Below are 21,835 nucleotides of genomic sequence, written 5' to 3' on the forward strand. Positions count from 1 at the left end.
CCACGAAGTGGGAGACCGTAGCAACCACATACACTCGACCGATGCCCCTCGTCCCCACCGTCGTCGAGCGCAGCGCGCGCGGCGAGCGCGAGTACGACATCTACTCCCGCCTGCTCAACGAGCGGATCATCTTCCTCGGCTCGGCGGTCGACGACCAGGTCGCCAACTTGATCGTTGCCCAGCTCCTCCACCTCGAGAGCTCGGACCCGGACAAGGACATCTCGATCTACATCAACTCGCCCGGCGGGTCGATCTACGCGGGCCTCGCGATCTACGACACGATGAACTTCATCAAGCCGGACGTGCAGACGATCTGCTGCGGGATCGCGATGAGCATGGGCTCGCTGCTGCTGGCCGGCGGAGCCGCCGGCAAGCGCTTCAGCCTGCCGAACAGCCGCATCCTCATCCACCAGCCGTCCGCGGGCTTCGAGGGGCAGTCGACCGACATCGAGATCCACATGCGCGAGATCCTCAAGACGCGCCAGCGGATCGACGAGATCTACGCGAAGCACACGGGGCAGGCGATCGAGCAGGTCCATTCGGACATGGAGCGCGACCGCTTCTTCAAGCCCGACGAGGCCGCCGAGTACGGCCTCATCGACAAGGTCATCTCGAGCCACTGACCGCCGCGAGGCGGCAGACCCACCCGTAGGCGGAACGCGCGGCGGCCTCGATCCGCCGTGCGGCGACGCGCGGGCCGGAGAGCGTGACCAGCGTGCGGTTGCGCGCGGCGAGCCGGTGATCCGCGAGCGCGCGGCGGCGCTCGGCCGGAGACGCGCCCGAGCGCTCGTCGCCGGCGAGTGCCGCGATGCCGGGGTCGGGCGAAGAGGAACGGCGGGCGGCGGCCGCGCGCGCGGCGGCGGAAGAGCGTCGGGCGGTGCGGCGGCGGATCGGGTCGCGGTCGACCGCGCGGTTGTCGCGCGGGTTGAGGTCCTCGTCCGCGCGCACCGAAGCGATGAGCAGGACCGCCTTGGCGCGCGACTTGCGCCGGACCGTCGCGGTGAGCGTGTAGGTCTTCGACGCCCCCTGCGCCAGCTCCCCCACGCGGAACTCGACGCGGCGTCCGGCCGGCTTGCTGCGCGTGACGACCTTCGGGACGTCGACCCGCACCACGACGCCGCGTGCGGCCGGGCCCGCGAGGTGCCGCACCCGAACGCGCCAGCGCAGCTTCTGGCCGCGCCGCACCGACTTCACGCTGTTGGCGACGCTGAGCGCGACGTTCGGAGCGCTCGACGACGATGCGTCACCCGAAGACCCTTGCGCCGGTGGTTCCGACGAAGGCGCGACGACCGTCGGGAGGCTCGAGAGGGAAGAGGGCGCGGGCGCCTGGCCCGGCGCGGGGTCGGGCCGGTCGAAGCGGAGCACGTCGATCCCGCGCAGGTTGTCGAGGCCGTACACGACCTCGCCGGTCGGATCGGTCGGCACGTAGAGCGCGCCCCACGCCAGCGTCTTCTGCGGCACGAAGTAGCCGACCTGCCGGATGTCGCGCGGGTCGGACACGTCGAGGAACCGGATGCCCTGCTCGTACCAGCCCTGCGCCACGAGGCCGCCGCGCTCGTCGAAGTAGTGCGCCGAGCACAGCGTCTGCCGGTTCGGGTCGACCTCGACGTCCCACTTGTCGAGCGGGTGCAGCTGCGCGCCGTCGATCCGCCACGTCTCGAACGAGCCGGCGCCCGCGCACGTCGGCCGGTTGTAGTCCTCCTCGGTGATCGCGACGACGTCCGAGTCGGCGGCGGGGTCCGCACCGGCGGGCAGCGCCGCCAGCGAGCTGTTGCGCAGCCGCATCGAGTTGTGGTGGATGAAGTCGTTGTACGTCGACCCGTCGTCCGCCCAGAACGTCTCGTCGTAGCGCGAGTCGCCCTGCTCGTCGGTGCGGTAGACGAGCTTCGGGTTGACCGGGTCGGTCACGTCGTACGCCGCCGTCCCGCCGGCGCCCGCGACCCATGCGCGCCCCGCGCGGTCGAACTGCACGTCGTGCGTCGCCAGCCCGCCCGCGGCCTCGGTCGCCGCGAACCGCTTGACGTACACCGGCGCGGCCGGGACGCGCAGGTCGACGATGTCTATCCCCGCGGCGGTCCCCGCGAGCCACACGTACTTGCACTGCTGCAGGCAGCTCGCCGTGTGCCCGGTGCCCTTGCCGACCGGATCGGCGAAGACGCCGTCGAACGTCGAGTCGTAGATCGTGCCGGTGTCGTAGCTCGTCAGCAGCTTCGGCGCCGTCGGGTCCTTCACGTCGATGACGTGCAGCCGTCCGAGCCCCTCGCTCGGGTCGTTCGAGATCAGCGCGATCCCGTTGCCGACGTCGATGTCCTCGTTCTCGAAGTTCGGCAGCGGCAGCTCGCCCAGCTTCTTCGGCGCCGCCGCGTCCTTGACGTCGTAGATCGACAGCCCGCGGATCGTCGAGACGTACATGAGCCCGTCCTTGAAGCGGGCGGAGATGACGCCCGGATCGGGCAGGAACCCGGCGTACGAGACGCGGTCGGAGACCTTGCCGGGAGGCGCGGGCGACTGGGCGCCCGCCGGCGACGTGACGAGGCTCAGAAGCCCCAGCGCGGTGACGACGGCGATCCATGCCAAGCGCACCCGCGGGACCGTACGCCAGCGCGAGCGGCGGCGCGCCGGTTCAGGCGATCGGGTGCTCGATCGCGCCGAGGAGGTCGATCTCGATGCGCACGACGTCGCCGCTCTGCAGGAACTGCGGTGGATCCATGAACGCGCCGACGCCGGACGGCGTCCCCGTCAGGATCAGGTCGCCCGGCTCCAGTGTGATCGCCTCCGAGATGAACGAGACGAGCGACGGGACGTCGAAGATGAGGTCGCTCGTCGAGCTGTCCTGGCGCAGCTCGCCGTTCACCCACGTCCGCAGTTCGAGCGCGTGCGGGTCGCTCACCTCGTCGGCCGTCGTGATCCACGGACCCCAGGGGCAGAACCCGTCCGCGCCTTTCGCTCGCGTCCACTGCGGCTCGCGCTTCTGCAGGTCGCGGGCCGAGACGTCGTCGGCGACCGCGTAGCCCCCGACCTCGCCGCCCGCCCCCATGACGACCGCGAGCTCGCCCTCGTAGTCCAGGCGCCGCACGACCGGCGGGCAGACGACGGGCGCGCCGGGCGCCGCCGAGGACGTCGGCAGCTTCATGAACACGATCGGCGCCTCGGGGACGCCGCGGCCTCCCTCCTCGGCGTGCGCGCGGTAGTTGAGGCCGATCCCGAAGATCGCCCGCGGGCGCGGGACGGGCGCCAGCAGCGTCACGTCCGACAAGGGGAACGCCTCGCCGCGCGCGGGGGTGCGATCGCCGCTCGCGAGGCGGTCGAGGACCGTGCCCTCGAAGGCGACGACGTCGTCGCCGCGGACCTCGCCGGCGACCGGAGTGGAGCCGCCCGGCGGGAGGAACGTCGACAGCTTCATGACGGCCGGGAACCGTAGCTCAAGCGCGCCAACACGCCTGCCGATGCGTGCGCCACATGCGCCTGATCAGCGTTCAGACCCTTGACGCGGGGTCGCAGCTGGCGCAGGACGTGCTCCTGCCCGGCCGCGACATGCCGCTGCTGCGCAGCGGCGTGCGCGTGACCGAGGGGTTCAAGCGCGCGCTGCGAGAGAACGGCATCACGGCGGTGTGGATCGAGGACGGGCTCGGCGAGGGCATCGAGCCCGTCACGCCGCTGACTGAGCACACGCGCCAGCGCGCGGCGCAGGCGGTCGACGTCGCGCTGGCCGAGGCGCAGGAGGCGATGGCTCGGGGCCGCGGCGGCGTCTCCGAGGACGCGGTCGCCGAGCTGAGCGCGATGGCGACCATCATCACCCAGGAGGTGCTCAGCCTCCCGAACGCGGCGCTGCACCTCGCCGACCTGATGGGCGCCGACGACTACCTCACGCAGCACGTCGTGGACGTGACTGCGCTCGGCATCGTCCTCGCGCGCGAGCTCTTCCGCACGAACGGCTGGATCGACTTCGCGGGCAACCGCCGCCACGACAACCTCATGGGCCGGCTGTCGAAGATCGGCCTCGGGCTGCTGCTGCACGACATCGGCAAGCTCTCGATCCCGTCCTCCGTGCTCGACAAGCCCGGCCCGCTCGACGACGCGGAGTGGGCGGTCATGCGCCGCCACCCGCTCGTCGGCGTCGAGATGCTCGGCGACGGCGCCTCGTTCCTCGTGCGCGCCGTGGTACGCCACCACCACGAGCGCTGGGACGGCACCGGGTACCCGGACGGGCTGTCCGGCGAGACGATCCACCAGTTCGCGCGCATCGCCAGCGTCGCCGACGTCTACGACGCCGTGACGTCGGAGCGCTGCTACAAGCGCGCCGCGCCGCCGCACGTCGGCATGCGCGTCATCCAGCAGGGATCCGGCACCGCGTTCGACCCCGAGGTCGTCGAGATCTTCAACCGCGTCGTCGTGCCGTTCCCGCCCGGCTACGAGGTGCAGCTGGCCGACGGCCGCATCGGCGTGGTGGCGGCCGTCGACCCCGAGGACCCGTTCCACCCGACGGTGCGGGTGCGGCGGGCGAGCGGCGCGGTCGAGGAGATCGAGCGAGCGCTCGTCGCCGATCTCCCCGGACCGCGAGCGGCGAAGGCCGCCTAGGACGCGACGGCGGCCGCCGCGTCGACGATGCCGTAGCCGTAGACCGGGTTGTACGTCCCGGTCACTCCGAGGCCGGGCTGGCGCGCGGTCTCCTCGAGCGCGGCGACGATCTGCTCGTTCGTCCTGCCCTGCGCGGCGAGCAGCGCGGCGACGCCCGAGACGTGCGGCGTGGCCATCGACGTGCCCGCGAGGTAGTCGTAGCCGCCGCCGGGGCTGCATGCGCCCTCCTCGCCGGGCGGGAACGTCGAGACGATGTCGTCCTCGCAGAACAGCGTGCCGCTGCCGCCCGGCGCCGCGACGACGTTCAGGTCCGGCTTGATGCCGAAGTTCGAGTAGCTCGACCGCAGCTCGTTCGGGTCGGTCGCCACGACGCACAGCGCGCCGTCGGCGAACGAGGGCGAGTCGCAGAACGGCGCGACGAACTCGTTGCCGGCCGCCGCGACGACGACCGCGCCCTTCGAGGTCGCGTAGCCGACCGCGTCGTGGAGGTCGGCCTGCAGCAGCTGCGTGCCGGGCAGGCTGCCGAGGCTGAGGTTGATGACGTCGGCGCCCTGGTCGGCGGCCCACTTGACGCCCGCGACGATCTCGGGCGTGGTGCCGGAGCCCTCGTCGTCCAGGACCTTGACCGCGAGGATCCGCGCGTCGGGCGCGGTGCCCGCGATGCCGGTGCCGTTGTTCGTGGCGGCGGCGGCGATGCCGGCGACGTGCGTGCCGTGCGGGTCGCCGTTGGCCCAGTCGCCGTTGCCGCACCCGCTCGGGTTGCCCGGGCAGCCGGAGAACGTGATGCCGCCCGCGATCTTGCCGGCGAGGTCCGGGTGGTCGAGGTCGACGCCCGAGTCGACGACGGCGATCGTGGCGCCGGCGCCGGTCGAGGTGTCCCAGGCCTGGTCGGCGTGGATCTGCTTCGGGCCCCACTGGAGGTCCCAGTACGGGTCGTTCGGCGTGGCGGCGCCCGCCGTGCCCGCAAGTCCAAGCGCGGCGACAGCCGTCGCCGCCAACGTCGTGATGGTGCGCATCCGCGATCCCCCAGTCGAAGAGACGAAGCAGTGAGGGTCCCCGTCGCCGGGGACCCTCACGCCAGTCGGGGGTACGAAATACGGACTACTCGTAGGCGAGCGCGGAGAGCGGGCTCATGCGCGACGCGCGCCGCGCGGGCAGGATCGCCGCGAGCGTGCCCGCGATGACCGCGACCGCGGCGAGCGCCACGAGCGAACCCGCGGGCACCGCGAACGCGAGCCCCTGGTCGGCGAGCAGCGTCGTCGCCACCTTGCCGAGCACGAGGCCGGCCGCGACGCCGGTGACCGCGCCGAGCAGCGCCGTGACGATGCTCTCGTGGCGGACCATGCGCCGGATCTGGCGCCGCGTCATGCCGACCGCGGCGAGCATCCCGAGCTCGCGCCGGCGCTCGAACGTCGCCAGGACGAGCGCGTTGACGATGCCGAACAGCGACACGATCACGGCGAGCGCCAGCAGCACCACGAACAGCGCCATCATCTGGTCGATCGACGTCAGCACCTGGTCGGTGTAGCCCTGCTTGGTCATCACCTTCGCGTCGGGGTGCGCGGCCATGACGCGGTCGAGCGCGGACTGCTTCACGCCCGGCGCGTCGACGACGGTGAGCGTCGAGAGGTCGCTCTCGAACGCCTTGTCGTAGACGGCGCGGCCGACCGTGATCGGCCCGAGGTCGACGGCGCTGATGACCGGCGACTCCTCGACGGCGCGAACGGTCAGCGACAGCCGCTCGCCGGACGGGCTCGTCAGCGCGAACCGCGACCCGACGTCGAGGCCGTGCTCCTTCGCCCAGCCGGAGTCGACGATCGCGCCGTCGGTGCCGAGCGCCGTCGCGGGCGTCGAGCCCTCGGCGTAGTCGAACGTCACGCCCGGCCCGTCGATGCTGTTGACGCGCTCCTTGTCGCCGAAGGCGAGCGCCCCGTCCTGGCGGACGGTCGTCACGCCCTGCACCCCGTCGACCTGCTGCAGCGCGGAGGCGACGCTCGGGTCGGTCGGCGACCAGCCGTCCGTGCCGGTCACGACGTACGCGCCGTGCACGCGGTCGCGCACCGACGACGTCGTCGTGTCGCGCAGGCCGGCGGCGAGGATCGCCACCACGGTGACGAGCGCCACGCCGACGGTCAGGGCGCCGGCCGTCGCGGCGGTGCGCCCCGGAGCGCGCATCGCGTTGCGGCGCGCGAGGATCCCCGCCGCGCCCCCGATGCGCTCGGCCGGGCGGCCCAGCACCGAGACGACCGGGCGCACGAGACGGCCGGCGATCCCGACCTTGCGCGAGCCCGCGCCGCTCTCGCGCAGCGCGACGACCGGGGCGATGCGCGTCGCGCGCATCGCCGGGATCAGGCCGGCGAGGACCGTCACGCCGGTGCCGACGATGACCGAGACGAGCACGGTGCCCGTCCCGAAGACGGTCCCGGCGTCCGGCAGGTCGAGGCCGAGCGAGGTGAACAGCGACTGCAGGCCGGCCGCGAGCAGGTAGCCCGCGCCGATGCCGAGCGCCGAGCCGATCAGGCCGATGCCGACCGCCTCGGCGAGCACGCCGCGCAGGACCTGGCGGCGGCTCGCGCCGACGAGGCGCAGCAGCCCGATCTCACGCGTGCGCTGCGCGACGGTGATCGACAGCGAGTTCACGATCGTCAGCGCGCCGACGAGGATCGCCACGCCGCCGAACACGAGCAGCACGATGCGGATGATGTCGATGAACTGCTCCAGGCCCTTGAACGTGAAGCGGTCCTGCTCGGCGGCCGTGCGCACGGTGGCGTGGTCGCCGAGGCGCTGCTCGAGCGACGCGCGGACCGTCGCGGGGTCGGCGCCCTTGGCGGCGCCCACGAGGATCGCGTCGTAGCCGTCGCCCTTGCCGAACAGCTTCTGCGCGGTCGGCAGGTCGAACGCGGCGACCGTCGCCGGCCCGAGCGCCTTGACCGACCCGAAGCGGGCGACGCCGACGACCTCGTAGCGCTGCGCGTCGCCGCGCCCGGTGATCGTGATCTTCTTGCCGACGCCGTAGCCCTCGTCCTCGGCCGTCTTCTGGTCGACGACGACCTCGCCCGGCCCGCCGGCCCAGCGGCCGTCGGTCAGCGAGAACGGCGAGAGGCGGTCGATCGCCTCCGGCGAGCGGCTGTCAAGCCCGATCCCGAAGTACGGGCCCTGGCCCAGCGGCTTGCCGTCCTTGCCGATGATCTTCGCGTCCTGGTCGGTGACGTCGCCGGTTGCGACACCGACGCCCGGCGTGGCGCGGACCTCGTCGAGGAGCGCCTTGGAGACGGTGGGCGTCCGGATCGTCCAGTCGGTGGACTCGACGTCGAACGCGGTCTTGGCGGTCACCGCCGCGGCGGTGCCGTCGTAGGCGGACGCCGACAGCGAGTCGGCGGCGCGGCGCTGCGTGTCGGTCAGCGTCAGCGACCCGGCGATGAGCGCGACGCCGAGCACGATCGCTAGCGTGGTCAGGGCCGTGCGCAGGCGGCGCGCGGCCAGGCTCCTGAGGGTGACCTTCGTCATCGGTTGATCACCTCGTCGACGATGCGGCCGTCCGCGAGGTGGATGACGCGGTCGGCCCGGTCGGCCGCGTTCGCGTCGTGGGTGACCATGACGATGGTCTGGCCGTCGACGTCGACGGCCTCGCGCAGCAGCTCGAGCACGTCGCGCCCGGCGCGCGAGTCGAGGTTGCCCGTCGGTTCGTCGGCGAGCAGCACGGTCGGCTTGGTGATGAGCGACCGCGCGATCGCGACGCGCTGCTGCTGGCCGCCCGACAGCTCCGACGGCCGGTGCGAGCGGCGCTCGCTCAGGCCCATGCGGTCGAGCAGGCGGGCGAGGTGCTTGCGGTCGGGCTTGACGCCGGCGATCGTCAGCGGCAGCAGCACGTTCTCCTCCGCCGTCAGGACGGGCAGGAGGTTGAACGCCTGGAAGACGAACCCGACATGGCGGCGGCGCAGCTTCGTCAGCTGCTTGTCGCTCATCGCCGAGACGTCCTCGCCGCCGATGGTCACCGTGCCGCTCGTCGGCCGGTCGAGGCCGGCGAGCAGGTGCATCAGGGTGGACTTGCCGGACCCGGACGGGCCCATGATCGCGGCGAACTGGCCGCTGGGGACGTCCAAGGTCGCGCCGCGCAGGGCGTGCACCGTCGCGTCGCCGTGGCCGTAGGTGCGCGTGACGGCACGGGCGGCGATGGCGGTCGAGACGGCGGACGGGGTGAGGGGGAGCGTGTCGAGCATCGATGGTGGGTTCCTCTGGTGATCGGGGTCGCCGAGGACTCTCCCTGCGCGGAGGCGCCGCGTCGTCGGCCGCGACGACGATCTTGCGGGGGGCCCGGGGATGAGCCCGCCTCCTCCTCGAGGATGACCCGCGAATCCGGATCGAGGAGGACGATCCCGGCCCCGGGCGCGGTTAGTCTCGCGATCGGCCATGGCCTTCACCGGACTCGCCGACCGTCTGCGCGCCCTCGATGGGAGGCGCGTCGACGCCCTGCTCGGCCTCGTGGCGGGGATCGAGATGCAGATCGAGGCGCTCTTCATCGACGCCCCCACGGGCGACCGCCTGCTCGCCCACTTCGTCGCGCTCCTGCTCGCGCTGTGCCTCATCGTGCGCCGGACGCATCCGTGGCCCGCGTTCCTCGTCGCCCAGGTCTCCTACGTCGTCGTGCAGGGCGCGGGCTCGGACGTCGCCGACCACCTCTACCTCGGGCTCTTCGCCGTGCTCTTCCTGAGCTACTCGATCGCGGCGAACACGAGCGACCGCGCGTTCCGGGCGGCGCCGCCGATCGCGCTGGCCGCGGCGATCGTCGCGGCGCGCATCGACGACTACGAGAGCGGGCTGCTCGACGACGTCTTCTTCGCCTCGCTGGTGTACGTCGCGGCGCCGATGATCACCGGCCGCCTGGTCCGCAGCCGGTCGCGGCTGCAGCGCGCGCTGCGCGAGAAGGCGCGCCGCCTCGAGCGCGAGCGCGAGAGCGCCGCCGCGCAGGCCGTCACCGACGAGCGCAGCCGCATCGCGGGCGAGCTGCACGACATCGTCGCCCACGCGCTGAGCGAGATGACCGTGCAGGCGACCGCCGCCGGCCGGCTCGCTCGGCGCAACCCCGAGCGCTCGCGCGAGGCGTTCGCGGCCGTGGAGACGAGCGGGCGCGACGCGCTCGCGGAGCTGCGCCGCCTGCTCGGCGTGCTGCGCCGCGACGACGAGGAGCTCGCGCTCGCGCCGCAGCCGAGCCTGCGCCACCTCGCCGCGCTCGCCGCCCGCACGCGGGCCGCCGGCCTCCCCGTCGAGCTGCACACCGAGGGAAGCGCGATCGAGCTGCCCGCGGGCCTCGACGTGACCGGCTACCGCGTCGTGCAGGAGGCGCTCGGCGGCGCTCGCGACGAGCGGAACGCCGGGCACGCGGTCGTCCGCGTGCGCTACGGCGACCGCGACGTCGCGCTCGAGGTCCGCGACGACGGCGCGGACACCGAGGCCGACGAGGTCCCGATGCTCGGGCTGCGCGAGCGCGTCGGGCTCTACGGCGGCGACTTCCACAGCGGGCCGCTGGCGGGCGGCGGGCACGTCGTGCGCGCGCGGCTGCCGCTCGGAGGCGCGGCATGAGAGCCCTGTGGCGCCGGCTGTCGCCGACGGCGGCCGACCTGCTGATCGCCGCCCTGGCCGTCGTCGCGGTCTGCGTCGAGACGCTGGCCAAGGGCGACGACGGCTCGCCGCTCGCGCTCCAGCTGCTGTTCGCCGCCGGCCTCGGCGCGCCGCTCGCGCTGCGCCGCCGCGCGCCGCGCCTCGCCGTGGTGCTGGTGTTCGGCGTCGGGACGACCGCGCTGCAGACGACGGGCGCCTTCGACGAGATGTCGACGCCGTTCCTGGTCATCTGCATGCTCGCCTACGGCGTCGGCGCGCACGCGGGCCCGCGCGCGGCGGTGCAGGCGCTCGGCCTCGGCCTCGTCGGCGTCGCCGTGCTCGCCGCGTCGTTCTCGCACCACGAGCTCGGCGACTTCGTGTTCCCGATGGGCTTCTTCTTCGCGGCATGGGGCATCGGCCGGACGGTCACCCACCGCGCCCGGCTGACCGAGGAGCTCCACGAGGCGGCGGTCCGCGCGCGCGAGGAACGCGAGGCCGAGCAGGCGCAGGCGGTGGCCGACGAGCGGCGGCGCATCGCGCGCGAGATGCACGACGTCGTCGCGCATTCGGTCTCGGTCATGGTCGTGCAGGCCGGCGGCGCGCGGCGGATCCTCGACCGCGACCCGGAGCGCGCCGAGGAGGCCGCCCGGCGGATCGAGGAGACCGGCCGCGCGGCGCTCGTCGAGATGCGCCGGCTGCTCGGCGTCCTGCACCCGGGCGAGCACGACCCGGCGCTCGATCCGCAGCCGACGCTCGACGGGCTGGACGGCCTCGTCCGACACGCGCGGTCGGCCGGCATGGAGGTCGACGTGGTGGTCGAGGGCGAGCGGCGCCCGCTGCCGGCCGGCGCCGAGGTCGCGGCGTACCGCATCGTGCAGGAGGCGCTGACCAACACGCTCAAGCATGCGGGCGGCGCGCCGGCGACCGTGCGGCTGCGCTGGCTCGACGACGCGGTCGAGCTCCAGGTCGTCGACCGCGGCGCCACCGCAACGCCCCGCCTCGACCTGCCGAGCGGCAGCCACGGCATCGTCGGCATGCGCGAGCGCGTGCGCGTCTACGGTGGAGAGCTGCAGGCGGGGCCGCGAACGGGCGGCGGGTTCGAGGTGCGCGCGCGGCTGCCGCTGCGGCGCGAGGAGGTTGCTGCATGAGCGTTCGGGTCCTGATCGCCGACGACCAGGCGCTCGTGCGCGCGGGGTTCCGGATGATCCTCGACGCCGAGGACGACCTGGAGATCGTGGGCGAGGCCGCCGACGGCGCCGAGGCGGTCGAGCAGGCGCTCGCGCTGCGACCCGACGTCGTGCTGATGGACATCCGCATGCCCGAGCTCGACGGCATCGAGGCGACGCGCCGCATCTCGGGCCACGACGCCGGCGAGGAGCACCCCGTCCGCGTCCTCATGCTCACGACGTTCGACCTCAACGAGTACGTCTACGAGGCGCTGCGCGCCGGGGCGAGCGGGTTCCTGCTCAAGGACGTCCCGCCCGAGCAGCTCGCGGCGGGCATCCGCGTCGTCGCCAACGGGGAGGCGCTGCTCGCCCCGTCGATCACGCGGCGCCTCATCGAGGAGTTCGCCAGCGCTCGCCCGGCCGAGCCTCCGGCGCCGCCGCCGTCGTTCGACGAGCTGACGCCGCGCGAGCTCGAGGTCTTCAAGCTCATCGCGCGCGGGATGTCCAACGCGGAGATCGCCGCCGAGCTCGTCGTGTCGGAGACGACGGTGAAGACGCACGTCGCGCGGATGCTGATGAAGCTCGGGCTGCGCGACCGCGTCCAGGCGGTCGTGCTCGCCTACGAGAGCGGCGTCGTGATGCCCGGCGCCGCCTAGGCGGCCTTCGGCAGCGCGCGGATCACGTTGCCGATCTCCTCCGCGCTGAGCGGCTGCGAGAAGTAGTAGCCCTGGCCGATGCCGCAGCGCAGCTGGCGCAGCGAGTCGAGCTGGGAGTCGTCCTCGATGCCCTCGGCGACGATGTCCATGTCGAGCGCCTCGCCGAGCTCGAGCACCGACCGGACGAGCGCGTCGTCCGCGGCGCCGCGGCCGAGCTCCTTCACGAACGACTGGTCCATCTTCACGATGTCGATCGGGAAGTCGCGCAGGTACGAGAGCGACGAGTACCCGGTGCCGAAGTCGTCGATCGCGACGCGGACGCCGAGATCGCGCAGAGCCTGCAGGTCGCGCGCGGCGGCCTCCTGGTCCTGCATGACGACCGACTCGGTGATCTCGAGCAGCAGGCGCTTCGGCGGCAGCCCCGTCTCCGCGCAGGCGCGCTTGACCACGTCGACGATCTTCACGTGCGGCAGGAACTGCCGCGGCGAGAGGTTGACGCTGACGTAGGGCGCCGGCTCGCCGTTCGGACCCGTGGGCCACGTCGTGGCCTCGCGGCACGCCTCGAAGAGGACGAACTCGCCGATCGGGATGATGAGCCCGGTCTCCTCGGCGATCGGGATGAAGTCGATCGGCGGGACGCGGCCGAAGTCGGGGTGCTCCCAGCGCACGAGCGCCTCGGCGCCGAGGACGCGGTTGTCCTTGAGCGAGACGAGCGGCTGGTAGGCGACGACGAACTCGTCGTTCTGCACGGCGCGGCGCAGGTCGGACGTCAGCTGCAGGCGCTTCGTCGCGTCCGCGTGCATCGTCGGGCGGAAGACCTCGTGGCGGCCCTTGCCCGCCGCCTTCGCCGCGTACATCGCGGTGTCGGCGTTGCGCATGAGCTCGTCGGCCGGGACGTCGCCGCCGGTCGAGACCGCGATCCCGATGCTCGCGCGGACGAACACCTCGTGCTCGCCGAGCATGAACGGCCGCTCGAGCGCGCCGTGGAGGCGGCCGGCGACGGCGTCGACCTCCTCGGGGCCGGGGATGTCCTCGACGAGCACGGCGAACTCGTCGCCGCCGAGGCGCGCCGCGGTGTCCATCCCGCGCAGCGACTCATCGAGGCGCGCGGCGGTCTGGGTGAGCAGCTCGTCGCCGGGCGCGTGGCCGAGCGAGTCGTTGATCGTCTTGAAGTCGTCGAGGTCGACGAAGAGCACGCCGATCCGCTCGCCGGTGCGCACGGCGCGGGCGACCGCGTGCTCGAGGCGGTTCTCGAACAGCGCGCGGTTCGGCAGGCCGGTGAGCGCGTCGTGGAAGGCCTGGTGGTGCAGCTGCTCCTCGAACGCCTTGCGCTCGCGGACGTCGCGCACGGAGAGGACGACGCCGCGCACGGCGGGGTCCTCGAGGAGATCGGTGCAGGTGCTCTCGACCGGGACCCAGCTGCCGTCGGCGTGGGCGGCGCGCCAGGCGAGCGTGGTGCTCGACGGCGCGGTGCGCGCGGCGCGGCAGGCGCCGGTGACGACGGCGGTGTCGTCCGCGTGGACGAGGTCGCTGATCGCCATGCCGATGACCGCGTCGGGCAGGCGGCCGAGCATCCGCTCCACCACCGGGGTCACCTCGGTGATCGTGCCCGCACCGTCGACGACGACGATGAGGTCCGACGAGTTCTGGACGAGCGACTTGAAGCGCCGCTCGTGCTGGACGGCGACGAGCGCGTTGCGCCGCGCCCAGAAGCTCCACAGCAGCAGCGTCGCGAGGACGAGGCCGGCGGTGAGCAGCAGGATCACGCCGTTGCGGGCGCGCGAGACCATCTGCGTGCTGACGTCGCCGAAGCGCTGGGCGACCTTGCGGCTGACCGCGGTCGCGCGCTCGGCGCCGGGATGCGCGTGGCGGCGGCCGAGCGCCGCGGCGGAGCGGATCTCGCCCGCCTTGATGCTGGCGGCCATCTCCGCGATGCCGCGGTCGGCCTTCCCGAGCTCGGCCTGGACGACCTGCGTCTGCGGCCCGTTCGGGAGATCCTGGATGGTCGCGCTGACGACGTTGCGCGCGGCCTTGATGCGCCGGATCGACGGGGCGCCGCGGCGGCCCGGCATCGATTCCTGCGCGATGACGCCGGCGAACTCGGCCATCTGGCCCGAGAGCTCCTGCGCCGCGCTCGCGGTGTCGAGCGACGCGTCGGCGTCGCTGTTCATGACGACGACCTGCTGACCGCCGAGCATGACCACGCCGATCGCCAGCGCCGGGATCAGCCAGCGCCAGAGGCCGGACTCGCCGCCCTTGGTGACGCGGCGGCCGGAGAGCTGCTTGATCGACGCGGCGTTCATCACCAGGTGCCTCCCGCGGGGCAGGCGCCTTGCGCGGCCGGCGCGCACGTCCGGGTCACGTTGGAGCCCGCGCGGGTGATCGTGAAGGTGTGGCCGGTCTTCGAGTGGCCGAGCACCTCGAAGTTCTGGCCGGAAGCCGAGGCGACCTCGACCTGGCCGGGGCCCGTGCCGATGTCCAGCCCGGTGCCCTGCGTCTGCATGAAGGCGGTCGTGCAGCCGTCGTAGGACGCGTCCACGCCGTGCGTGCCGCAGCTCTCCACCTGGCTGTAGAGGTTGCGGACGTCCGACTTGGCATCCGCGTCGTGCGCCTTCTCGTCCTGCTTGAGGAAGATCGGCAGAGCGATCGCCGCGAGGATCCCCACGATGAGGATCACGACGAGAAGCTCGACGAGGGTGAAGCCGGACTCGCCGGAGGGCGTGGAAGGACGCTGACGCATCGTGGGGGCGGTGCGAAGAGGGCGCGAGGGAACCGCTGGGCTCCCTCGCACCCGGAACGCGAGTGGTTCGGCCGGGGCCTACCAGTTGCCGCTGGTCGGGCAGGCGCCCTGGCCAGTGGTGGTGCAGGTCCGGGTCATCGTCGAGCCGGACTTGGTGATCGTGAAGTCGTTGCCCGACTTCGAGTGACCGATGATCGTGTAGCCGGTCGTGCCGTTGACGGCGCTGACCTCGACCTGGCCGGCCGCGGTGCCGAGCTGCAGGCCCGTCCCGGCGGTGCCGAGGTTGGCGGTCGTGCAGTTCGTGTAGTCACCGGCGGAGTCGGTGGCGCAGGACTCGACGTGGGACACCAGGTTGCGGGCATCGGACTTCGCCGACGCATCCTGGCCCTTCTTCTGCTGGCCGAGGAAGACCGGCAGAGCGATCGCGGCGAGGATGCCGACGATCAGGATGACCACGAGGAGCTCGATGAGCGTGAAGCCCCGCTCCTCGTTCGCGCGGTCGCGCAGCTGCTTGAGCACTTGGAACCTCCCCTTGCGGGCCGTTGAGTACCACCGGCCCAGTGCGAAAGGTCCGGCGACCGTCTTCATCGTCCGGGTGGGCGGTCCCTTGAGCGGCGGTCAGTGGATTCGCACGTCCGTCCGCCGCTCTTGGCGCTACGGGAGTGGTGTCGCGTGGCTCCCGGCGCGCCCCGCGTCGCTCTTCTCGTAGAACCGCGAGAGCAGTCCGAGCGTCTCCTCGGGGTCCGGGCTCGTGTACGCGTTCCACGCCTCGATGCGCAGCTGCGCGTCGAGGTCCTGCCCGATGATCTCGGCGATCGTCTCCTTCGCGCTGCGCACCGCGCGCTGCGAGTTGCGCAGGATCTGGCGGGCGACCTGCTCCGCCGCGTCCATGAGCTCGTCGTGCGGCACCACGCGGGTGACGAGCTGCCACTGCAAGGCCTGCTGCGCGTCGATCGGCTCGGCCGTGAGGAGCATGTGGGCGGCGACGCCCGCGCCGCACGCGTTGACGAGCCGCACGATCCCGCCGTCGCCGTGGTGGTAGCCGCGGCGCGCCTCGAAGGAGCCGAACATCGCGCGGTCCGAGGCGATGCGGATGTCGCACGCCATCGCCTGCTCGAGGCCGCCGGCGAGCGCCCAGCCGTTGACCGCGCCGATGATCGGCTTGCGGATCTTGTGCAGCCCGCGCGTGAAGCCGCCGAAGCCGAGGTCGACGATGTCGCGGATCGGCTTCTCGCCCTTGATGATCGGCGGGATGTAGGTCTTGAGGTCCGCGCCGGCGCAGAACGCGTCGCCGCTGCCCGTGACGATCGCGACGTCGACCGCGTCGTCGTCGCGGAAGTCGGTCCACGTCTCGACGAGGAGGTCCTGCATCTCGGGGTCGATGGCGTTCTTCGCCTCGGGGCGGTTGAACGTGATGTACGCGATCCGGTCGCGCTTCTCGTACAGGACCTTGCTCATCGGGCCGTCTCCTCTCGGTCGGTTCGGGCAGGATCCTCGCCCATGGCCGACCGGCGCCGTCCCATCCGCCCGCTTGCCGCCCGCATCCTCGCCCAGGACGCGGCGGCCGAGCGCCTCGTGGCGCTGCCGTACGGGACCGCGCTGCTCTCCCCCGCGCTGCCCGACTGGTACGAGGGCAACCAGGTGCGCGTCGAGCGCGAGACCGCCGGGTGGGACGCCGCGGCGATCTTCGCCGACGCGCAGCAGCAGCTCGTGCGGGCCGGCCTGAGCCACCAGCGCCTCGTCGTGACGGCGCCGACGCTGGCCGAGCCGATCGCCGTGCTCGCCGACCGCGCCGGCTGGGAGGTCGTCTCGCTCGTCGCGATGGCGCTGCCCGCCGGCGCCCGGCTCGGCCCCGACCCCGGCGTCGAGCGGCTCGACTCCGAGACGTACGCGGAGTTCCGGCGCCGGCAGCTCGCCGCCCACGCGTGGGCGGAGGCGCCCGGCGTCATCGACCAGCTGCTCGCCGCCGACCGCCGCGAGGAGTCGCGCGGCAACGCCCGGCGCTTCGGGATCCGCACGACCGAGGGCGAGCTGGCCGGGATGGCGACGCTGCACCGCTTCGGCGGGGCCGCGGAGATCGACAACGTCGAGGTCCTCGCCGAGCACCGGCGGCGCGGCCTGGGAACCGCGCTCGTGCTCGGCGTCGCCGCCACGGCGCTCGAGGAGGGCTGCGAGCCGGTGTTCCTCGTGGCCGACGCCGACGACCCCATCGCGCGCGGGATGTACGACCGGCTCGGCTTCCGCGTCGTCGACGGCCTGCTCGAGCTCACGCTCCGCCCTTCCTGAACGCGGGTACGCTCGGAGGTGAGGTGGTCACCGTCCGCGGACAGCTCCTCGTCGCCGGGCCCACCCTGCTGGACCCGAACTTCCACCGCACGGTGGTCCTGATCTGCGAGCACGACGACAACGGCGCGATGGGCCTCGTGCTCAACCGCCCGTCCCCCATCCCCGCCGACCAGGCGATCCCCGAGCTGACCGGCGCGATCCCCGTCGCGGAGACGCTGTGGGTCGGCGGCCCGGTGCAGACGACGAGCGTCGTCGTCCTCGCCGACTTCCTCGACTCCGAGCCGCACGCGATGCCCGTGCACGGCGACGTCGGCATCGTCCTGCCCGAGGCCGACCTCGACGAGGTCGGCAACGCGGTCCGCCGGGCGCGCGCGTTCCTCGGCTACGCCGGCTGGGGCCCCGGCCAGCTCGACGAGGAGCTCGAGCGCGACGACTGGATCGTCGCGTCCTTCGAGCCCGCCGACGCCTTCACGGAGGATCCCGACCGCCTGTGGTCGCGGGTCCTCGGGCGCAAGGGCGGCGAGTACGCGCTGCTCGCGACGATGCCGCCCGACCCGTCGCTGAACTAGCGCGACGACGCGGCGACGCGCATCGCGGCGGCGAGCTGGCGGCCGAGGTGGTGCTCGGCGCCGTCGCCGACACGCACCGTGAGGGGGCCGCCGAAGGGCTGGCGGTCGACGATCGTGAGGACCACGCCGGGGACGATCCCGCGGTCGGCGAGGTAGCGGAGCATCTCGGGGTCGGCGTCGGAGACGCGGGCGAAGGAGGCGGTGGCGCCGAGCTCGAGGTCGTCGAGCGCGTCGGTCTCGGCCTCCTTGAGCGAGAGGTCGGCGCCGGGGATCGGGTCGCCGTGCGGGTCGAAGCGGGGGTCGCCGAGCTTCGCGGCGATCCGGTCGGCGAGCTCGTCGGAGAGCGCGTGCTCGAGCAGCTCGGCCTCGCGGTGGACCTTGTCCCACGGGACGTCGAGCAGCTCGACGAGCATGAGCTCGAGCAGGCGGTGGTTGCGCAGCGTGCGCAGCGCGATCCGCCGGCCCTCCTCGGTCAGCGTCACGCCGCGGTAGGGCTCGTGGCTGACGAGCCCGAGCTCGGCGAGCCGGCGCAGCATCCCGGACACCGAGCCGCTGGTGACGCCGAGCCGCTCGGCGAGGCCCGTCGTCGGCACGGGGGCGTCCAGCCGCGTCTCCAGCGCGTAGATCGCCTTGAGGTAGTCCTCGACGGCGTGTGAGGCGGGTGCGGCCATGGTCGGTTTCGCAGGCTACCCGTGGCCGAAAGTTAGGCTTGCCAAGACTTCTGTTGTACTATGACTGCACTTCATCGTCTGCCTGCCGACTACCCGGACGACATGCCCCCGCCGCCTCCCGCCGCCTCCGCCGCCGCTGCAACCGCCGAGCTCCCGCTCTCGCCGCTGCGGACGGTCCGTGCGCGCGGCCGGTTCCGCGGGCGGACGGCGATGTTCGGGCCGGCGTTCGTCGCGGCGGTCGCGTACATCGACCCGGGCAACTTCGCGACGAACATCGCGGGCGGCGCCAAGTACGGCTTCCTGCTCGTCTGGGTGATCCTCGCCGCGAACCTCATGGCGATGCTGGTGCAGTACCTGTCGGCGAAGGTCGGCATCGCCACCGGCAAGAACCTGCCCGAGCTGTGCCGTGAGCACTTCCCGCGCCGCGTGACGCTGGGGCTGTGGTTGCAGGCCGAGGCGGTCGCCATCGCGACGGACCTCGCCGAGTTCGTCGGCGCGGCGATCGCGCTCAACCTCCTCTTCGGCGTCCCGCCGTTCATCGCCGGTCTCATGACCGCGGTCGTGGCGTTCATGATCCTCGGGCTGCAGCAGCGCGGGTACCGGCGCTTCGAGCTCGCGATCGCGGCGTTCCTCGGGATCGTCTGCCTCGGCTTCCTCTACGACCTCTCGCAGGTCGACGTCGACCGCGGCGCGTTCCTCGGCGGCTTCGTGCCGGGCTTCCAGGGCACCGACAGCGTCCTGCTCGCCGTCGGCATCCTCGGCGCGACGGTCATGCCGCACGTCGTCTACCTGCACTCCGCGCTCACGCAGGGCCGGATCAAGGCGCGCAACGACGACGAGCGGCGCGAGCTGCTGCGCTTCCAGCGCGTCGACGTCGTCGTCGCGATGACCGTCGCCGGGTTCATCAACATGACGATGCTCGTCGTCGCGGCGTCGCTCTTCCACGAGTCCGGCGCGACGACGATCGACAGCATCGAGGGCGCGCACGCGGGGTTCGAGCAGCTGCTCGGCGGTGGCGCCGCGCTGGCCTTCGCGGTCGCGCTGCTCGCCTCGGGCCTGTCGAGCTCGAGCGTCGGGACCTACGCCGGTCAGGTCGTCATGCAGGGCTTCATCGCCCGCCGCATCCCGCTCTTCCTGCGGCGGCTCGTCACGATGACCCCCGCGCTCGTCGTGCTGGCGATCGGGCTCGACGCGACCGACACGCTCGTCGTCTCGCAGGTCGTCCTCTCGTTCGGCATCCCGTTCGCGCTGGTGCCGATGATCCTGCTGACGAGGCGCCGCGACGTGATGGGCGCGCTCGTCAACCGGCGTCACACGACGATCGTGGCCTCGATCGTCGCGGCCCTCATCATCGGGCTCAACCTGTTCCTGCTGCAGCAGACGTTCTTCGGCTGATCGCGCGGCGGTCGGGCAGGAGGCGCGGGAACGCGCTGCACAGCGGCCGCAGCTGCGGGTGCGAGCCCCACACGAGGATCACGAGCATCGCGCCGTAGACCGGCAGGTGGCCGACGAGCTCGGTCGTGCCGAAGAACCGCAGCGTCGCGTTGAACGGGATCCCGGCGATGAGCACGATCGCCTGCGGCAGGGCGCCGCGATGAGCAGCAGCCCGAACAGCACCTCGATGCCGCCCGCGAGCCGCGCGAACTCGAGGTCGCTCATGCTGAAGCCGATCTCGCGGAACACGTTGAGCTGCGGGTGGTCGGCGAGCGTCGCGAGCGCCATGTCGGGGTTCGCGATCTTCTCGACGAACGCGACGATGATCAGCGCGAGGCCGGCCGCGACGCGCAGGCTGAAGATCGCCTTCGCCGCGTCGGGCAACTCGAGCGTGGTCCGGGCGGCGCCCCGCCGATCGCCACGACGACCATGACCGCGCCGAGCAGGACCGCGGGCCTTCGCGATCGTGCGGATGATGAGCGTCAGGAACCAGGTCTCGTGAGCAAGCGGCAGGGTCAGGCGCGGGGCACGCCGAAGATCTCGCCGATCGTCTCGAGCATCTCCTGCTCGCGCTCGCTCACCCACTCGCCGCCGATGCCGAGGAAGCCGCCCTCCTTCGCCGCCAGCGCGGCGCGCTGGCCGGCGACGCGCAGCCACTCGCGCACCTCGTCGAGCTCCTCCGGCGACGCCTTGTCGCGCAGCAGCGCGTGGACGCCGCGCAGCTCGTCGAGGATCGGCTGCACGCCGCCCTCGCGCGTGGGCTTGACCTCGCCGAGGAAGTCGCCGCCGGCGTGGCGCGCGTGCTCGGCCGCGTCGCGCGCGACGTCGCGGACGAACGCGCCGAAGCGGTCGTCGGTCGTCGCCTCCTGCAGCACGTGGGCGGCGGCGGACGCCTCCTTGAGCGCCTCGAACGGGCCGCCGGGATCGGCCATCGTGATCGCCAGGCCGACGAGGATCGGCGCGCGGCCGAGGCGCAGCCACTCCTGCTCGCTGAAGCCGATTCGGCGGGCCACCTACGCCAGCTCCCCGAGGATGCCGCGCGCGATGACGAGCCGCTGGATCTCGCTCGTTCCCTCGTAGATCTCGGTCACCTTGGCGTCACGGTAGAACCGCTCCGCGGGGAACTCCCGGGTGTAGCCGTAGCCGCCGAGCACCTGGATCGCCTCGCCCGTCCAATGCCGCGCGACGCGCGAGGCGAAGAGCTTGGCCTGGGCCCCCTCGACCGTGTGAGGGCGGCCGGCCTCCTTGAGCCGCGCGGCTCGCCAGACGAGCGCGCGCGCCGCCTCGATCTCGGTCTGCATGTCGGCGAGCTTGTGGGCGATCGCCTGGAAGCGGCCGATCGGCCCGCCGAAGGCAGTGCGCTCCTTCGCGTACGCCGACGCGACGTCGAACGCGGCCTGCGCGATCCCGACCGCCTGCGCGGCGATCCCGATCCGCCCGCCGTCGAGCGTCGACAGCGCGATACGCATGCCGCCGCCGGGCGCCCCGATCCGCTCGCCGGGCGTGCCGTCGAACGCGAGGTCCGCGGTCGACGAGGAGTTCAGCCCCATCTTCTCCTCCTCGCGCGTGACGCGGAACCCGTCGGCGCCGCGGCGGACCAGGAACGCGGTCGGCTTGCCGTCATCCTTCGCGAAGACGAGGAAGGTGTGAGCGTACGAGCCGTTCGTGATCCACTGCTTGGTGCCGGTGATCCGGCCGTCGCCGTCGACCGTCGTGCGCATCGCCCCGGCGTCCGACCCGCTGCCGGACTCCGTCAGCGCGAAGGCGGCGAGCTCGTGGCCCTGCGCCAGCGGCGGCACGAAGCGGTCGCGCTGGTCGTCGGTGCCGTGCTGCACGATCGGCAGCGTCCCCGCGCCGGTGTGCACCGCCAGCGTCACGCCGACGCCCGCGTCGGCGCGCGAGAGCTCCTCCAGCACGAGCGCGTACGACAGGTAGTCCGCGCCCGCCCCGGCCCAGCGGTCGGGGACGCAGACGCCCATGAGCCCGAGCTCGCCGAGCTGGGCGAAGACCTCGCGCGGGAACGTGTGGTCGCGGTCCCACTGGGACGCGTTGGGCGCCACGACCTCGTCGGCGAAGCGCCGTGCGAGGTCGCGGATCTCCCGTTGCTCGTCGGTGAGCTCGGTCAGGCTCATGCCGC

Annotated in this window: 21 protein-coding genes; 8 read left to right on the plus strand and 13 right to left on the minus strand. The window is 72.9% G+C overall.

The genetic code is table 11. The annotated features are described in order from the left end of the window. Nucleotides 1-41 precede the first annotated feature (41 nt). Nucleotides 42-623: an ATP-dependent Clp protease proteolytic subunit gene (locus tag AC1UE4_RS13690; protein WP_482917783.1), complete on the plus strand. Its 582-nt coding sequence runs from the start codon at nucleotides 42-44 to the stop codon at nucleotides 621-623. Here the strand turns inward: AC1UE4_RS13690 and AC1UE4_RS13695 are convergent. Together AC1UE4_RS13695 and AC1UE4_RS13700 are read right to left on the minus strand one after the other, a co-directional pair. Further along, the gene (locus AC1UE4_RS13695) at nucleotides 607-2,583 is read right to left on the minus strand and encodes an LVIVD repeat-containing protein (protein ID WP_482917784.1); all 1,977 of its coding nucleotides are present in this window, start codon (nucleotides 2,581-2,583) and stop codon (nucleotides 607-609) included. The two genes, AC1UE4_RS13690 and AC1UE4_RS13695, sit on opposite strands and share 17 nt — an antisense overlap. 40 nt (nucleotides 2,584-2,623) lie before the next feature. Then, nucleotides 2,624-3,403 (minus strand): fumarylacetoacetate hydrolase family protein, encoded by a 780-nt coding sequence (locus AC1UE4_RS13700; protein WP_482917785.1) that lies wholly within the window; start codon nucleotides 3,401-3,403, stop codon nucleotides 2,624-2,626. Between the two features lie 56 nt (nucleotides 3,404-3,459). Between AC1UE4_RS13700 and AC1UE4_RS13705 the strand changes: the two genes are divergently transcribed. Continuing rightward, a complete protein-coding gene (locus AC1UE4_RS13705; RefSeq protein WP_482917786.1) occupies nucleotides 3,460-4,578 on the plus strand; it encodes an HD-GYP domain-containing protein in 1,119 nt (372 codons plus the stop codon). Here AC1UE4_RS13705 and AC1UE4_RS13710 read toward each other — a convergent pair. From AC1UE4_RS13710 to AC1UE4_RS13720, 3 genes are all read right to left on the minus strand, one after another. Beyond that, nucleotides 4,575-5,594 (minus strand): S8 family peptidase, encoded by a 1,020-nt coding sequence (locus AC1UE4_RS13710; protein ID WP_482917787.1) that lies wholly within the window; start codon nucleotides 5,592-5,594, stop codon nucleotides 4,575-4,577. The two genes, AC1UE4_RS13705 and AC1UE4_RS13710, sit on opposite strands and share 4 nt — an antisense overlap. A gap of 85 nt (nucleotides 5,595-5,679) precedes the next feature. Next, nucleotides 5,680-8,085, minus strand: a complete 2,406-nt coding sequence (locus tag AC1UE4_RS13715) for an ABC transporter permease (protein ID WP_482917788.1) — start codon at nucleotides 8,083-8,085, stop codon at nucleotides 5,680-5,682. Continuing rightward, nucleotides 8,082-8,798, minus strand: a complete 717-nt coding sequence (locus AC1UE4_RS13720; RefSeq protein WP_482917789.1) for an ABC transporter ATP-binding protein — start codon at nucleotides 8,796-8,798, stop codon at nucleotides 8,082-8,084. Before AC1UE4_RS13720 ends, AC1UE4_RS13715 begins: the two co-directional genes overlap by 4 nt. A gap of 190 nt (nucleotides 8,799-8,988) precedes the next feature. Here AC1UE4_RS13720 and AC1UE4_RS13725 point away from each other — a divergent pair, with 190 nt between their 5' ends. The 3 genes from AC1UE4_RS13725 to AC1UE4_RS13735 are packed head-to-tail and all read left to right on the plus strand — an operon-like array spanning nucleotide 8,989 to nucleotide 11,998. Beyond that, complete coding sequence (locus AC1UE4_RS13725) at nucleotides 8,989-10,158, plus strand: sensor histidine kinase (protein WP_482917790.1); 1,170 nt, start codon at nucleotides 8,989-8,991, stop codon at nucleotides 10,156-10,158. After that, on the plus strand, nucleotides 10,155-11,324 hold the full coding sequence (locus tag AC1UE4_RS13730) for a sensor histidine kinase (RefSeq protein ID WP_482917791.1): 1,170 nt from the start codon (nucleotides 10,155-10,157) through the stop codon (nucleotides 11,322-11,324). The genes AC1UE4_RS13725 and AC1UE4_RS13730 overlap by 4 nt, the downstream gene beginning before the upstream one ends. Beyond that, nucleotides 11,321-11,998: a response regulator gene (locus AC1UE4_RS13735; protein WP_482917792.1), complete on the plus strand. Its 678-nt coding sequence runs from the start codon at nucleotides 11,321-11,323 to the stop codon at nucleotides 11,996-11,998. The genes AC1UE4_RS13730 and AC1UE4_RS13735 overlap by 4 nt, the downstream gene beginning before the upstream one ends. Here AC1UE4_RS13735 and AC1UE4_RS13740 read toward each other — a convergent pair. The 4 genes from AC1UE4_RS13740 to AC1UE4_RS13755 all read right to left on the minus strand — a co-directional run bounded on the left by AC1UE4_RS13740 (nucleotide 11,995) and on the right by AC1UE4_RS13755 (nucleotide 16,196). Further along, nucleotides 11,995-14,301: a putative bifunctional diguanylate cyclase/phosphodiesterase gene (locus tag AC1UE4_RS13740; RefSeq protein ID WP_482917793.1), complete on the minus strand. Its 2,307-nt coding sequence runs from the start codon at nucleotides 14,299-14,301 to the stop codon at nucleotides 11,995-11,997. The genes AC1UE4_RS13735 and AC1UE4_RS13740 overlap by 4 nt on opposite strands. Next, the gene (locus AC1UE4_RS13745) at nucleotides 14,301-14,738 is read right to left on the minus strand and encodes a prepilin-type N-terminal cleavage/methylation domain-containing protein (RefSeq protein WP_482917794.1); all 438 of its coding nucleotides are present in this window, start codon (nucleotides 14,736-14,738) and stop codon (nucleotides 14,301-14,303) included. Before AC1UE4_RS13745 ends, AC1UE4_RS13740 begins: the two co-directional genes overlap by 1 nt. 78 nt (nucleotides 14,739-14,816) lie before the next feature. Next, entirely contained in the window at nucleotides 14,817-15,257 is a 441-nt protein-coding gene (locus AC1UE4_RS13750; RefSeq protein ID WP_482917795.1) for a type IV pilin protein, read from the minus strand. A 135-nt stretch (nucleotides 15,258-15,392) separates the two neighbouring features. Then, complete coding sequence (locus AC1UE4_RS13755) at nucleotides 15,393-16,196, minus strand: enoyl-CoA hydratase/isomerase family protein (protein WP_482917796.1); 804 nt, start codon at nucleotides 16,194-16,196, stop codon at nucleotides 15,393-15,395. 42 nt (nucleotides 16,197-16,238) lie between these two features. Here AC1UE4_RS13755 and AC1UE4_RS13760 point away from each other — a divergent pair, with 42 nt between their 5' ends. Both AC1UE4_RS13760 and AC1UE4_RS13765 read left to right on the plus strand, forming a co-directional pair. Next, nucleotides 16,239-17,024, plus strand: a complete 786-nt coding sequence (locus AC1UE4_RS13760) for a GNAT family N-acetyltransferase (RefSeq protein ID WP_482917797.1) — start codon at nucleotides 16,239-16,241, stop codon at nucleotides 17,022-17,024. Nucleotides 17,025-17,047: 23 nt separating this feature from the next. Next, complete coding sequence (locus AC1UE4_RS13765) at nucleotides 17,048-17,593, plus strand: YqgE/AlgH family protein (protein ID WP_482917798.1); 546 nt, start codon at nucleotides 17,048-17,050, stop codon at nucleotides 17,591-17,593. On the opposite strand, the gene AC1UE4_RS13770 is transcribed toward AC1UE4_RS13765, so the two are convergent. Then, nucleotides 17,590-18,264 carry a metal-dependent transcriptional regulator gene (locus AC1UE4_RS13770; RefSeq protein ID WP_482917799.1) on the minus strand — a complete coding sequence of 225 codons (675 nt, stop codon included), beginning with the start codon at nucleotides 18,262-18,264 and terminating at the stop codon, nucleotides 17,590-17,592. The genes AC1UE4_RS13765 and AC1UE4_RS13770 overlap by 4 nt on opposite strands. A 102-nt stretch (nucleotides 18,265-18,366) precedes the next feature. Here AC1UE4_RS13770 and AC1UE4_RS13775 point away from each other — a divergent pair, with 102 nt between their 5' ends. Then, nucleotides 18,367-19,659 carry an Nramp family divalent metal transporter gene (locus AC1UE4_RS13775; RefSeq protein WP_482917800.1) on the plus strand — a complete coding sequence of 431 codons (1,293 nt, stop codon included), beginning with the start codon at nucleotides 18,367-18,369 and terminating at the stop codon, nucleotides 19,657-19,659. Nucleotides 19,660-19,737: 78 nt separating this feature from the next. On the opposite strand, the gene AC1UE4_RS13780 is transcribed toward AC1UE4_RS13775, so the two are convergent. From AC1UE4_RS13780 to AC1UE4_RS13790, 3 genes are all read right to left on the minus strand, one after another. Beyond that, nucleotides 19,738-20,082 (minus strand): hypothetical protein, encoded by a 345-nt coding sequence (locus AC1UE4_RS13780; RefSeq protein WP_482917801.1) that lies wholly within the window; start codon nucleotides 20,080-20,082, stop codon nucleotides 19,738-19,740. A 131-nt stretch (nucleotides 20,083-20,213) separates the two neighbouring features. Further along, complete coding sequence (locus AC1UE4_RS13785) at nucleotides 20,214-20,711, minus strand: hypothetical protein (RefSeq protein ID WP_482917802.1); 498 nt, start codon at nucleotides 20,709-20,711, stop codon at nucleotides 20,214-20,216. Continuing rightward, nucleotides 20,712-21,830 (minus strand): acyl-CoA dehydrogenase family protein, encoded by a 1,119-nt coding sequence (locus AC1UE4_RS13790; RefSeq protein ID WP_482917803.1) that lies wholly within the window; start codon nucleotides 21,828-21,830, stop codon nucleotides 20,712-20,714. Nucleotides 21,831-21,835 lie beyond the last annotated feature (5 nt).

The sequence above is a fragment of the Parviterribacter kavangonensis genome, assembly GCF_056863335.1.